This is a genomic window from Chelatococcus asaccharovorans, from assembly GCF_003201475.1.
Classification (GTDB): domain Bacteria; phylum Pseudomonadota; class Alphaproteobacteria; order Rhizobiales; family Beijerinckiaceae; genus Chelatococcus; species Chelatococcus asaccharovorans.
In genome coordinates, this window is sequence record NZ_QJJK01000002.1 from 560,883 (window position 1) to 573,377 (window position 12,495).

Annotated in this window: 15 protein-coding genes and 1 pseudogene; 12 read left to right on the forward strand and 4 right to left on the reverse strand. The window is 63.9% G+C overall.

Annotated features, from left to right (window positions below):
* Positions 1 to 58: 58 nt before the first annotated feature.
* Complete coding sequence (gene repA, locus C7450_RS07070; protein ID WP_110373689.1) at positions 59 to 1,279, reverse strand: plasmid partitioning protein RepA; 1,221 nt, start codon at positions 1,277 to 1,279, stop codon at positions 59 to 61.
* Positions 1,280 to 1,867: 588 nt separating this feature from the next.
* Here repA and C7450_RS07075 point away from each other — a divergent pair.
* The 7 genes from C7450_RS07075 to C7450_RS07105 all read left to right on the forward strand — a co-directional run bounded on the left by C7450_RS07075 (position 1,868) and on the right by C7450_RS07105 (position 7,900).
* The gene (locus tag C7450_RS07075) at positions 1,868 to 2,776 is read left to right on the forward strand and encodes a PfkB family carbohydrate kinase (RefSeq protein WP_110373794.1); all 909 of its coding nucleotides are present in this window, start codon (positions 1,868 to 1,870) and stop codon (positions 2,774 to 2,776) included.
* Positions 2,773 to 3,816: a tagatose 1,6-diphosphate aldolase gene (locus C7450_RS07080; RefSeq protein ID WP_170147113.1), complete on the forward strand. Its 1,044-nt coding sequence runs from the start codon at positions 2,773 to 2,775 to the stop codon at positions 3,814 to 3,816. Before C7450_RS07075 ends, C7450_RS07080 begins: the two co-directional genes overlap by 4 nt.
* Positions 3,817 to 3,896: 80 nt before the next feature.
* Complete coding sequence (locus C7450_RS07085) at positions 3,897 to 4,568, forward strand: amino acid ABC transporter permease (protein ID WP_110373691.1); 672 nt, start codon at positions 3,897 to 3,899, stop codon at positions 4,566 to 4,568.
* Position 4,569: 1 nt separating this feature from the next.
* A complete protein-coding gene (locus C7450_RS07090; RefSeq protein WP_110373692.1) occupies positions 4,570 to 5,223 on the forward strand; it encodes an amino acid ABC transporter permease in 654 nt (217 codons plus the stop codon).
* 16 nt (positions 5,224 to 5,239) lie between these two features.
* Entirely contained in the window at positions 5,240 to 6,064 is an 825-nt protein-coding gene (locus C7450_RS07095) for a transporter substrate-binding domain-containing protein (RefSeq protein ID WP_110373693.1), read from the forward strand.
* A gap of 53 nt (positions 6,065 to 6,117) precedes the next feature.
* Entirely contained in the window at positions 6,118 to 7,140 is a 1,023-nt protein-coding gene (gene fba / locus C7450_RS07100) for a class II fructose-bisphosphate aldolase (protein WP_110373694.1), read from the forward strand.
* Between the two features lie 22 nt (positions 7,141 to 7,162).
* Positions 7,163 to 7,900 (forward strand): amino acid ABC transporter ATP-binding protein, encoded by a 738-nt coding sequence (locus C7450_RS07105; RefSeq protein ID WP_110373695.1) that lies wholly within the window; start codon positions 7,163 to 7,165, stop codon positions 7,898 to 7,900.
* Here the strand turns inward: C7450_RS07105 and C7450_RS07110 are convergent.
* Both C7450_RS07110 and C7450_RS34445 read right to left on the reverse strand, forming a co-directional pair.
* Entirely contained in the window at positions 7,853 to 8,665 is an 813-nt protein-coding gene (locus C7450_RS07110) for a FadR/GntR family transcriptional regulator (protein ID WP_110373696.1), read from the reverse strand. The two genes, C7450_RS07105 and C7450_RS07110, sit on opposite strands and share 48 nt — an antisense overlap.
* A gap of 283 nt (positions 8,666 to 8,948) precedes the next feature.
* Positions 8,949 to 9,089 carry a hypothetical protein gene (locus C7450_RS34445; protein WP_245449523.1) on the reverse strand — a complete coding sequence of 47 codons (141 nt, stop codon included), beginning with the start codon at positions 9,087 to 9,089 and terminating at the stop codon, positions 8,949 to 8,951.
* On the opposite strand from C7450_RS34445, the pseudogene C7450_RS34450 reads away from it, so the two are divergent.
* The 5 genes and pseudogenes from C7450_RS34450 to C7450_RS33875 all read left to right on the forward strand — a co-directional run.
* Positions 9,034 to 9,219 (forward strand): annotated as a pseudogene (locus C7450_RS34450) (Ldh family oxidoreductase); the annotation flags it as partial. The gene C7450_RS34445 and the pseudogene C7450_RS34450 overlap by 56 nt on opposite strands.
* 37 nt (positions 9,220 to 9,256) lie before the next feature.
* Complete coding sequence (locus C7450_RS34455; RefSeq protein ID WP_245449525.1) at positions 9,257 to 9,517, forward strand: RBBP9/YdeN family alpha/beta hydrolase; 261 nt, start codon at positions 9,257 to 9,259, stop codon at positions 9,515 to 9,517.
* Positions 9,486 to 9,740 carry an alpha/beta hydrolase gene (locus C7450_RS35055; RefSeq protein WP_425351156.1) on the forward strand — a complete coding sequence of 85 codons (255 nt, stop codon included), beginning with the start codon at positions 9,486 to 9,488 and terminating at the stop codon, positions 9,738 to 9,740. Before C7450_RS34455 ends, C7450_RS35055 begins: the two co-directional genes overlap by 32 nt.
* Positions 9,741 to 9,818: 78 nt before the next feature.
* Entirely contained in the window at positions 9,819 to 11,408 is a 1,590-nt protein-coding gene (locus tag C7450_RS07130; protein WP_110373699.1) for a gamma-glutamyltransferase family protein, read from the forward strand.
* A 146-nt stretch (positions 11,409 to 11,554) separates the two neighbouring features.
* Positions 11,555 to 11,716, forward strand: a complete 162-nt coding sequence (locus tag C7450_RS33875; RefSeq protein WP_170147114.1) for a hypothetical protein — start codon at positions 11,555 to 11,557, stop codon at positions 11,714 to 11,716.
* 34 nt (positions 11,717 to 11,750) lie between these two features.
* On the opposite strand, the gene C7450_RS07135 is transcribed toward C7450_RS33875, so the two are convergent.
* Complete coding sequence (locus C7450_RS07135) at positions 11,751 to 12,488, reverse strand: GntR family transcriptional regulator (protein WP_210206387.1); 738 nt, start codon at positions 12,486 to 12,488, stop codon at positions 11,751 to 11,753.
* Between the last annotated feature and the right edge of the window lie 7 nt (positions 12,489 to 12,495).

Genomic DNA, 12,495 nt, shown 5'->3' on the forward strand with positions numbered 1-12,495 from the left:
GCTCCCAACAGCGTCAGAGCGAAATGCCGTCCGGCGTGGGGAGGGTGATCAGAGGCTGTCATGTCCGTCCCCATGCGGCGCGGATAAGTCCCTCGATCTCCCGGTTGACGGCGTCGAGCGCCTCCATGGCGCGGTCGTAAGTCGAGCGCGTCAAATTCTCCCGGCCGATCTCGTAGAGTGTCTGCTTCGTCAGCCCGGCATCCGACACGGCCGCCGACTTGACCATCGTATTGGTCAGGACATAGTCCCCGAACAGATTGCGAAGGAGCGCGGTGACCTTCGTCTGCGGCGCATCCTGCGGTTCGTAGCGTGTGAAGAGATAGCGGAGGAAGTCGTAACGCAATTCACCGCCGGCATCACGGACGACGCCGAGAAGGTCGCGCGTCATCAGCAGGAACTGGCTCATCGACGCGATGTCGAGCATCTGTGGATGCACCGTGACGATCATCGCGGTCGCCGCACATAGCCCGCTGAGCGTGAGAAACCCGAGTTGGGGAGGGCAGTCGATGACGACGATGTCGTAACGGTCAGCCACATCGTCGAAGGCCTGCGCTATGCGGGTGAAGAAAAGCCCCTCGCCTGTGCGGTTGGCGCTGGTCAGTGCCTTCGGCGTCGTGTGCTCGAACTCCATCAGTTCGAGATTTCCGGGTACGAGGTCCAGCCCGTCAAAATAGGTCGGACGGACAACCTCCGACAGGGGGCGCTTGGCGTCATCATAACGAATGGCCGCATAGAGCGTTTCATTCGCCATGACCTCGGTTTCGGGCAGCAAGCCGAGCAATGCGGAGAGGCTGGCCTGCGGATCGAGATCGACCGCCAGGACACGATAACCCTGCAATGCAAGATACTGTGCGAGATGCGCCGACGTCGTCGTCTTGCCGGAGCCGCCCTTGAAATTCGTGACCGCGAGGACCTGGAGATGTTCTCCCGCGCGACGGTGCGGCACGAAATCGATGCTCTCGCGCCCGCGGGTGCTCACGGCAAGCAGGCGACGGATGTCGTTGATCTGGCCGAGCGTGTAAAGCCGGCGGCCGTTCGCGCCGACTTCAGGCTGAGGTCCTTCGCCGGCTAAATTAATTTTGCGCAGCGTCGAATCGGAGATGCCCATCAGGCGTGCCGCCTCGCCTGAGGTGAAACGACGTAGGGTTTTCCGCGATGTTGGAGGAAACAACGCGTCGCTCATCGCCTGCAGCTGTGAGCTGAGTAGCTCCGCCTGCTCGCCGATCGTGTCATCCACGGCTGGAAGGGCCTGCCGTGACGTCTGTGCTGCGCTGCTCACGTTTTTAATCTCTCGTCACGGAAAAAGGGCCATGCCGGACCTTTTTCCGTGACGATAGCGATGAACCGTCATATTGCAACAAAGGAGTGGTTAACAGCCCTGGCGAGCCCGCGCGGCTATCACCCAAACACAAACTGATCCTGTTCGATTCTTCTCATGAATTCAAGATCTTGGCACCATTCTGCGATTGCGCCGCGCGCGGCGACCCAGCGTGGCGTGCTTCGCTGTCAAGATCAGGATAGCGCGCTGGACCTCGACGTCCCCGGGCCGATAGCGTCGAATCGCTGCAATCATTGAAGAATCAACGCCGGATTGCCCGGCCCCACCCGCGGTCGATGATCCGTGTCGGGCTCGGTCCGGGAGAGGCGCCACGGCTATCGCCGGCGATGGTCCCGATCCGGGGAGGCCACGATGGCAAAGGCTGGCCGCGCAGGGGAGGGCATAGCGACGTTTCGACATTCCTGAGAAGCGGAGCGCAGACTACTTGTAATAAATATTGACGACATGTTGCCGGCGCCGGTACAAGGCGCCTAACACGGACGGCCCGATCTCTGCGAGCGGCCGTGAAATGTTGTGGGAAGAAGCGCGATGGCCACAAAACGTATCGTCACTCTAGGAAATGCTTTTCTGGATACGATCGTCTATCTGCCGCGCCTTCCGACAGAGCCCTGTAAATTCCGGGCCAACAACGTCTTGCGCACCGGCGGTGGCATCGCTGCGACGGCCGCCTATGCGACGGCACGGCTTGGGGCCGATACCCAATACTGGGGACGTCTCGGACGGGATGCGGCAGGCGATGATATTCTCGCGCGCCTTGGCGTCGTGGGGGTCCGTACCGACCATGTTCGCCGTATTGAAGGTGGCGTGAGCCCCATCGGCACCGTCCTCGTGTCACCGGACGGGGAGCGGATGGCCTTTGGCTTTATCGGCCGGGACCTTTCCGATGACGCCGGCTGGCTGCCCCTCGACGACCTTGCCGGCGTCGATGCCATTATGGCCGACTACAGTTGGTGGCAGGGGGCGGCCGCGGTGTTCCAGGAGGCGCGCGAACGCGGGATCACGACGGTCCTCGATGCCGATGTGGGCGACATGGACGCGGTCATGCAACTGCTTGCCCTGCCGGATCATATCGTCTTCTCGGCTGCCTGCCTGGAGCGGCTGTCCGGAAGCGGTGATATCGAACAGGGGCTTCGCCATGCGTCGCAGCTTTGCCGCGGCGTGGTCGCGGTGACGATTGGCGAGAAGGGTTTCTGGTGGTTCGATGGCGAACGCCCGCGTCACGTCCCGGCCTTTCCGGTGAAGGCCGTCGATACAAATGGGGCAGGGGACATTTTCCACGGCGCCTACGCGCTTGGCCTGGCCGAGGGGCTCGATGTTGAAGGCGCCGCACGGCTGGCCAGTGCCACCGCGGCGCTCAAATGCGCGCGCGGCAGCGGTTGGGAGAGCATTCCCGATCGTGCGGCGGTCGATGCCCTCTTGATGAAAGGTGTGCCATGAAGATCTCGCCCGGCAAGCTTTGGGGCCTCCGGCGCCTCGCCGATGACAGCGGCCGCTTCAAGATGCTGGCGATGGACCAGACCGGTCCCATCGTCAATCCGATCAAGGACAAGCGCGGTCTCGATCACGCCCCCTATGCCGATGTCGCAAGGGTGAAGGCCAGCCTCGCGCGCTACCTTGCGCCGCACGCCTCGGCGGTGCTGCTTGATCCTCCCTTTGGCTACGCCGCCGCGATCAATGACATTCCCGCGCGGACCGGCCTCGTCATCGGCAGCGAATGGGCGGTGTGGGAGGTGACCGAGACCGGCCGCAAGTCACGCAGCGTTCCCGGCTGGGATCCGGGCGTCATTCGCCGCATCGGCGGCGATGCGGTGAAGGTCAATCTGTGGTTCCGGTCCGATGTCAGCGCCGACGTCCGTGCCCATCAGATCGCTTATCTCGAGGGCGTGAAACGTGCCTGCGCGGCCCATGACATCGCCTTCGTTCTGGAGTTCCTCGTCTACCCCTTCCCGGGGGAAAGCGCTGAAGCCTTTGCCGACCGGCGCGTCGCGCTCGTTCTCGAGGCGCTTGCCGATAGCGACGTGATGGACCCTGCCGGGGTCGATCTCTACAAGCTTGAGCCGCCTGTCGCGGTTCACGACGTCCCCGATCCCGATGGACCCCAGGGCGCCGCGGTGCAGGCAACCTTCGACAGGCTGGCTCGCGGGATCAAGCGGCCATGGGTGCTGCTCAGCGGGGGCGCCAGCCCGGCCGATTTCATGCGCCTGCTCACCTATGCCTATCGCTCGGGCGCGAACGGGTATCTTGCCGGGCGTGCAATCTGGGCCGATGCTTTCCGGCATTTTCCCGATATGAAGGCGATGGACGAAACCCTCGCCCAATCCGATGTCATGGAACGCCTCAATGCGCTGACGGATCGCCTGGCCACGCCTTGGGACAAGCACGCATGCTGGGCGGATGGGGTAGAGATGAGCCCGCACGGTCGCGATTTCGTGGCGGCTTACGGCGGCGACCCGCTCTCGACATGTAATATTTATTGACGACAAGTTGGCTGGACACCTAGAGTGCCAGCCAAGATCAAGGAGCGGGCATCGCGGACCCGCATCCGGGAGGACGAGGAGTGGATTATCTCGATTTCAGCGGTGTCCTGGCCAGAGGCGATCTGCTCGCCAAGGGCCTGCTGCTGACTGCGCAGATTTCGCTGGCCTCCATGGTGATCGGTCTTGTCATCGGCGTGCTATCCGCCTGTTTGACGCTCAGCGGCAATCGGCTGCTGCGCATCGTGGTGCTGGCCTATATCGAGGCGATCCGCAACACGCCGTTCATCGTGCAGGTCTTCCTGATCTATTTTGGTTTGCCGGCTCTCGGTCTGCGGCTCGATCCCATCACCGCGGCGATCACCGCGATGTCTGTCTATGGCGGGGCCTATATCAGCGAGATCGTGCGGGCCGGCATCGAGGGCATCAACACGGGACAGATCGAGGCGGCGAGGGCGTTGGGACTGTCCGGCTATCGCACGTTCCGGCATGTCGTTCTCAAGCCGGCGCTGGCGGCGGTTTTCCCCTCGCTCTCCGCCCAGTTCATTCTCCTGCTGCTGTCATCCAGCGTCGTCTCCGCGATCTCCGTGCCGGAGCTTACGGGCGTCGGCAACGACATCCAGGGCATGACCCTGCGCAACATGGAGATCTATCTCGTCATCGCCGTCATCTATGTGGCGCTCGTTGCTGTTCTGCGGGGCCTGATGCTCGGTATCGAGCGATGGGCTTTCAGCTACAAGTTCATCGGTCGCTGAGATGTTTCAGCCTTACACCTGGAACCATGTGTTCTTCATGCTGGGCGGGCTCGGCACGACCATCTGGCTTGCCGCGATCGCGCTCGTCGGTGGCTCGATCGCCGGATCGATCCTTGCCCTCGTGCGGGTGGCGCATAATCCGCTCCTTCGCAACGCTGCGCGCCTCTACATCTTCGTGGTGCAGGGCACACCGCTCCTCGTCACCTTGTTCATCGCCTATTTCGGGGCACGCTGGATCGGCATCGATGTCGCGCCTGTCGTCGCGATCGCGGTGGCCTTCTCCTTCTACGCGGCGGCCTTTCTCGGCGAAATCTGGCGCGGTGCGATCGAATCTGTGCCGCATGGACAGCGTGAAGGGTCGCATGCGCTTGGCCTCAGCTATGCGGATGCGATGCGCTTCATCATCGTCCCGCAGGCCATCCGCATCGCGACACCGCCGACGGTCGGGTTCTTTGTCCAATTGATCAAGAACACCTCGCTGGCCTCTGTCGTCGGCATCGTCGAACTCACGCGTACGTCGCAGATCGTCAGCAATGCGACCTTTAAGCCGCTCGACGTCTATTTGACGGCGGCGACCTTCTACTTCGTCGTGTGTTTTCCGCTTACCCTTCTCAGCCGCTATCTCGAGCGGCGCCTTGGTACCCAAACAAAGTAATTCCAGGAGGAATGCAATGGGCATGTCTGTGATTGGTGGTTATCTCAAAAAGGCGGCCGCTGTCGGTGCCGTCGCGGTGATGATGACGGGGTTCGCTGCAGGTGTGGCGCAGGCTGCGGACGCGACCGGCAAGGCCTTCGACGACATCATCAAGCGCGGCAAGCTGATCGTCGGCATCTCGCTGTCGACGCCGCCCTATGGCATGACCGATGCCAACCTGAAGCCGGCGGGCTTCGACGTGGCGATTGCCAAGCTGCTGGCGCGCGACCTCGGCGTCGAGCTCGAGATCGTCGACCAGGTGTCGCAGGCGCGCATTCCCAACCTGACGAGCGGCAAGGTGGACATCCTCGTCTCGTCCTTCGGCATCACGGCCGAGCGTGCGAAGGCGGTGATGTATTCCAACGCCATCTATGTCGACGAGCAGATGGTCATCGCCCCGGCGAAGTCCAACATCACCAAGCTCGAGGACCTCGTCGGCAAGCGGGTCGGTGTGACGCGCTCGACGACGAACGACACGATCATCACCGAGAAGGCCGTCAAGGGCACCAATATCCAGCGCTTCGATGATGATGCCGCGACCAACCAGGCGCTCTTCTCCGGCCAGGTCGATGCCATCGTCTCCGGCGTCGCGGCCGCCAATGCCATCAACAAGCAGACGCAGGACTTCCAGCGCAAGTTCGCCGTGCGCCAGTCACCCATGGGCATCGGCGTGCGCCGTGGCGAATTCGATCTGCTGCAGTGGCTCAATACCGAGGTGATGCTGCTCTGGAACGCGGGTGAGATCCAGGCCGCGCAGAAGGAATGGCTCGGTATCGTCAACGAGAACCTGCCGCGCTTCTGATTGATTCCTGCGGCGGAGATGGCTCCGCCGCTCCTCTCGAAAGGTTTCTTCCCATGTCCCGCATCACGCTCCGCCAATTGCTTGATCACGCCGCAGAGCATCACTACGGCGTACCTGCCTTCAGCGTGACCAATATGGAGCAGATGCTGGCCGTGATGGCGGCGGCCGATGCCGTCGACGCGCCCGTCATTCTGCAGGTCGGCACCAAGGCCCGCGCCTATGCCGGTGACATCATGATCGAGCATCTGTTCGAGGCGCTCATCAAGATGTACCCGCATGTGCCGCTCTGCATCCACCAGGATCACGGCAACAGCGAAGCGACCTGCGCGACGGCTTTGCAGCGCAAATTCACCTCCGTGATGATGGACGGCTCGCTGCAGGAGGACGGCAAGACAGCCTCCGATTTCGACTACAACGTCCGCGTCACCGCCTCGGTCTCGCGCTTCGCCCATTTCATGGGCGCTTCGGTGGAGGGTGAAATCGGTGTGCTCGGCAAGCTCGAGAATGGCCGCGACGAGCGGCTGCTGACGGATCCCGACCAGGCGGTCGCCTTCGTGAAGGCAACCAAGGTTGATGCGCTCGCCATCGCCATGGGCACCTCCCACGGTGCCTACAAGTTCTCGCGCAAGCCGGATGGCGAGGTGTTGGCCATGGATCGTCTGGAGGAGATCCATCGCCGCCTGCCGGATACGCATCTCGTCATGCACGGGTCCTCATCGGTTCCGCAGGAATTGCAGGACATCATGAACAAATACGGCGCGAATATCCCGCAGACCTGGGGCGTGCCGATCGAGGAGATCCAGCGCGGCATTCGCCACGGGGTGCGCAAGGTCAATATCGACACCGACAACCGCATGGCGCTGATCGGCCAGATCCGCCGCGTTATGCAGGAGGATCCGGGCGAGTTCGACATTCGCAACATGATGAAGCCCGGCATGGATGCCATCAGCAAGCTGTGCCGCCAGCGGCTGGAGGAGTTCAATACGGCGGGGCAGGGATCGAAGATCAAGGTCGTTCCGATGGCCGATATGGCGCGCCGCTACGCGTCGGGCGCGCTGGACCCGAAGATCAACTAACGGCGTATTCGCAGAGCATTGCATGACCGAGATGATGATCGAGGCCGCCGGCCTCAACAAATACTTCTCCGATTTTCACGTTTTGCGGAACATCGATCTGCAGGTGAAGAGCGGCGAACGGGTCGTGCTGTGCGGGCCATCCGGATCGGGGAAATCCACCCTGATCCGTTGCCTCAACGGCCTTGAGCTCCACCAGGGCGGCAAGCTCGCGGTGTGCGGGATCGCCCTGACGAATACCCGCAGGTCGATCGATCTCGTGCGTCGCCGTACGGGCATGGTCTTTCAGAATTTCAACCTTTTCCCCCATATGACGGCCGTCGAGAACTGCATGATCGCGCCGATGCGCGTCAGGGGGCTGACGCGCGAGGAAGCGCGCGCGGTGGCCGAGACCTATCTCCGGCGCGTCCATGTCGAGGATCAGATCAACAAATATCCCGCGCAGCTCTCGGGCGGGCAGCAGCAGCGTGTCGCGATTGCCCGGGCGCTCGCGATGAGCCCGGACGTGATGTTGTTCGATGAGCCGACCTCGGCGCTTGATCCCGAGATGGTCGGCGAGGTGCTGGACACGATGACCGAGATTGCCAGTGAGGGCACCACGATGATCTGCGTGACCCATGAAATGGGCTTTGCCCGGAAGATCGCGGATCGCGTCGTCTTCATGGATGCCGGAGCGATCGTCGAGACCGCACCGCCGGAAGAATTCTTCACACAGTCACGGACGCCGCGTGCGCGCGAGTTTCTCTCCTGGGTGATGCACTGAGCCGTCACCAGCCTCATCCAGCGGATGGTTGGGGGCATTGAACGGCTCCCGCTCCAGGTGATGCACGTCCGTCACGGCCGCGCGCGCCTGATAGAGATGGTGGCGCATATAGGCGGCGGCGCATTCGCCGTCCTGGGCGAGAACGGCATCAAAAACCTTGCCATGCTCTTCGACGACCCGATTGCGCCGGGCCGGGGAGCGCTCGCGGGCGAGTTCGAGGCCGATCGCCATGGTGCTGACGACGGGGCGGCGCAGATCGTTCAGCAGCGACGGAAAATAGTCGTTGCCGGTCGCCTCGGCGATGACCTCATGGAAGGCGATATCCTCTTCCGTCCCCAGATGGCCGCCCTGGATTGCCGCGCGCAGGGCCTCGATCGTGTCGCGCATGCGCTTGAGCTGGTGGTTCGTCCGCCGGCTGGCAGCAAGACGCGCGGCTTCCGCCTCCAGCACGATGCGCGGCTCGAAGGTTCTGAGGTAGCCGGAGAGCTCGGTGGCGCTGACGAGTTCCGGCAGGCGGCTGGATGGACGATGGGACACGAAGGTGCCGATCCCCCGGCGGGCCTGGACAAGCCCATCCGCCTGCAGACGCATCAAGGCCTCGCGGATCACCGGCCGCGATACTTCGAAAGCCAAAGACAGCTCGGCTTCCGATGGCAGCTTGTCGCCCTCGCCATAATTGTCGGCGAGAATCTGTTCAAGAATCTGCCCGTAGATGATTTCGCCCAGGCGCTCCTTGCGCGCGGGCCGAATCGTGGAAGCTTTCATAGCGAACAACGCGGCCAATCTGTTTAATCTGCTCCATGATACGATAACAGGCGCAGGAGGTCCAAGCGCTCGATGATGTTGCTTGACCCTGTCTGCGACCGATGCGGCCGCCTGATTTATCTGATGAAGACTGATCGTTGACGGGCTGGATGGGGCCTGCCCCGCCCAGGGATTGAAGGTCGGTCCGACGACCTCATTCCGCCTGCGCCTCTGCCAACCGTCAGTTGCGAGCGGTGCGAACCAAGATCCCGTCTTGGTCAAGGCGACGAAGCGTTCGGCCTTCTCATGGATTATTTATACGACGCTCGATCTCGAAGTTGCCGCCCGGCAACATGGCGGTGATTGGCAGGAACCTGATCGCCTTTGCAATGGGACAGGGCGACGACCGCGTCGTCATCGATCTGGCGAGCGCCAGCGCGACCATGGCCGATATCCGCAACGCCCGCGCCACGGGGGTTGAGTTGCCGGCCGGCAACGCCCTCGATCGTGCAGGACGCCCGACGACCGTGGCGGCTGATGTCGCGGCGCTCCTGCCGCGCGATGGCAATGTCGGCTCTCTGCTCGGGCTCATCGTGGAACTTTTAGCCGGGGTTGCCGGGCTGGCACGGCTCGGGGGCGGGGCACTGGCAGCGGCTCTGGCTGGAGCGCGAGCCGGACGCCGTGGTCGTCGAACAGGACGACTGGACGAACCCCGATCGGGACAGCTGGCTGACGCGTCTCGACGAGGCCTTGTCCGGCGTGGACGAGGCGATGCTGATCGCCCACAGTCTCGGGGGTGATCCTGGTCGCGCATCACGCGGCGACGCGACCCTATTCGCCGGTGCGCGCCGCGCTGCTGGTCGCCCCCGGTGATGCGGATCTGCATGCGCCGACCAACCCGCCGATAACGAGCTTCGCACCCGTTCCGCGCACGCGCTTGCCCTATCCGTCCACGATGGTGGTGAGCCGCACGTCCCGATCAGCTTTTTGCCGTTGGCCTTGCCTTCTTCGATTCAACGGGGTTTCGCGAAGATGGCACGCCGTTTCCGCGGCAGGGACGCGCGACAGTGTCGTTCGTTCGTGCCAAGGTGGGTGACGCCTTCGTGGCCAACCACAGCCACATGTCGCTGATGCGCGGCACGCCCGCCTCGTCCCACGGAAACAGGGAAGCCTGATGGACTACGCCCTTCCATATCCCTCGCAACGCACGCCGGTCCTCGGCCGCAATGTCGTCGCCACGTCGCAGCCGCTGGCGGCACAGGCCGGCCTCCAGATGCTGGCGCGCGGGGGCAATGCCGTCGACGCCGCCATCGCCGCGGCGATGGTGCTGACGGTCGTCGAGCCGACCGGTTGCGGCATCGGCAGCGATGCCTTCGCCATCCTGTGGGACGGCCAGGATTTGCACGGCCTCAACGCGTCCGGCCGGGCGCCGGCGGCCTGGACGCAGGAGCGCTTCGCGCATCTCAAGCAGATGCCGGAACAGGGCTGGGACAGTGTGACCGTGCCGGGCGCCGTCTCGGCCTGGATCGCGCTCTGGGAACGGTTTGGAAGCCTGCCGCTCGCGGATATCGCGGCGCCGGCCATCGGCTATGCGCGCGACGGCTTTCCGCTCAGCCCCATCATTGCCGTGCAATGGGGGCTGGGCGCGCGCCGGCTCGGCAAGGAGCCCGGCTTTGCGGAAGCCTTCATGCCCGGGGGCGGTGTCCCCAAGGCCGGAGAGATCGTGCGCCTGCCCGACCATGCGCGCACGCTTGAGGCCATTGTGGCGAGCAAGGGCGAGGACTTCTATCGCGGCGAGCTGGCCGGGCGCATGGTGGCGCATGGCGCGGCGCACGGCGGCGCGATGACCCTGGATGATCTCGCCGCCCACAAGGTCGACTGGGTCGGCACGGTGTCGCAGCGCTTCGGCGACGCGACGGTGCATGAAATCCCGCCGAACGGGCAGGGCATCGCGACGCTCATCGGGCTGGCGATTCTTGACGTGCTCGGCATCGGCGACAAGCCGGTCGACGACATCGAGACGCTGCATCTGGCGATCGAGGCGACCAAATCCGCGCTCGTCGATATTGCCGCCCATGTCTCCGATATCGAGACGATGCGGGCGCGGCCCGCGGACCTGCTCGATCCGGCCTATATCGCCGCGCGGGCTAGCCTGATCGACCGGAATCGCGCCGGCGATCCCGGACATGGCACCCCGCGTCCCGGCGGCACGGTCTATCTCGCGACGGCCGATGCCGCCGGTCGCATGGTGTCGTTCATCCAGTCCAATTTTGCCGGCTTCGGTTCGGGCGTTGTCGTGCCCGGAACGGGGATCAGCCTGCAGAACCGCGGCAAGGGGTTCAGCCTCAAGCCGGATCATCCCAATGTGGTTGCACCGCGCAAGCGTCCCTTCCACACCATCATCCCGGGCTTCGTCACCGATCACGGGGGCAACCCGCTGATGGCCTTCGGCGTGATGGGCGGCCCCATGCAGGCGCAGGGGCATCTGCAGATGGCGCTGCGTATCCTGCGCTATGGCCAGAACCCGCAAGCGGCGGCCGACGCGCCGCGCTGGCGCGTCATGCACGGGCGTTCGGTGTCCGTCGAAGCGAGCTTCGACCCCGCGCTCGTCGAGGGTCTGCGTCAGCGTGGTCACGAGGTCGTGGTCGAGACGCCGGATGCGGTCTTCGGCTTTGGCGGTGCACAGGCGATCCTGCGTAACGGGCCGTTGTCCTATGTCGCCGGCTCCGATCCGCGTAAGGACGGCCAGGCGGTCGCGTTCTAGAGCATGCTGATTTTATCCGGAACCACCATGTCATTTCCGGGCTCCTCGCTGATGCGAGGCCCCGGAATGACGGCGGGATTCCATATCAACACCGCATCCTCTAGGTCTCCTCGCCTTGACCCCTCGTCATCGTCCGGGACATGCGTATGTCTGCTCCAGTCCTCACCGTCACGCCCGCGGATGGCCTGATCGACCTTCCGCGCCGGATCGTCGTCGCCGGGCTCAAGCCTGACGAACTCGTGTCCATCACCGCGCACACCCGGCGGCGCGGCGTGCTCGATTTCCTGGCATCCTGCGCGAAGGCCTGAGCGGCGCCGGCGTTACGCGGTCGACCGCGACGGGTTAGGCGCGGTTCGGACCACCGATCCCGGACTGCGCCCGGTTCATGTAGATCATCGCGTAGCCTTCGCGGATGGCACGTGTGATCTCATCGAGGCGACCGTCGATATGGGCCTGCAGCATCGTCCGCGCGAGCGCGGGATTTCTGGCAGCGACCGCATCGAGGATTGCACTGTGCTCGCTCTGCGTCTGCGTGCGGCGGCCGTGCTCCATGTTGACCCAGCGTATGAAGCGGATCCGCGCATTGATGGCCCGCAGGGTGTGCTGCATCTCGGCATTGCCCGAGAGCGCCGCCATCCGCTCGTGGAAGGCCTCATCGAGCGCAACGAGATCATTGACCGTCCGCGCCGGATCCTCCTTCCGGCTGACGGCGAGGAAGTCGCGGATCTCTTGCAGTTGCTCTTCGGTGGCGCGCTCCACGGCCAGTTCTGCCAACGCGATCTCGAGCTTTTGGCGCATCTCGTAGAGGTCGAACACCTCCTTGACGTCGAGGGACCGCCGAAAAAAGCCCTTGCCGGCCACAAAGACGAGAAAGCCGTCGGAAACGAGCCTGTTGAGGGCTTCCCGGAGAGGCGTGCGGCTTACGCCGAAACGGCGCGCAAGCTCGACCTCATTGACCCGGTCCCCCGGCAACAGCTCGAAGCGGATGGCGAGTTCCCTGAGCTGCGCATAAACGCGCTCGACGATGCTCGTCTGGTCCTCATCGGCCATCGCGACCTCGCTCAATGGTCTGTTGTTCATCGCCATG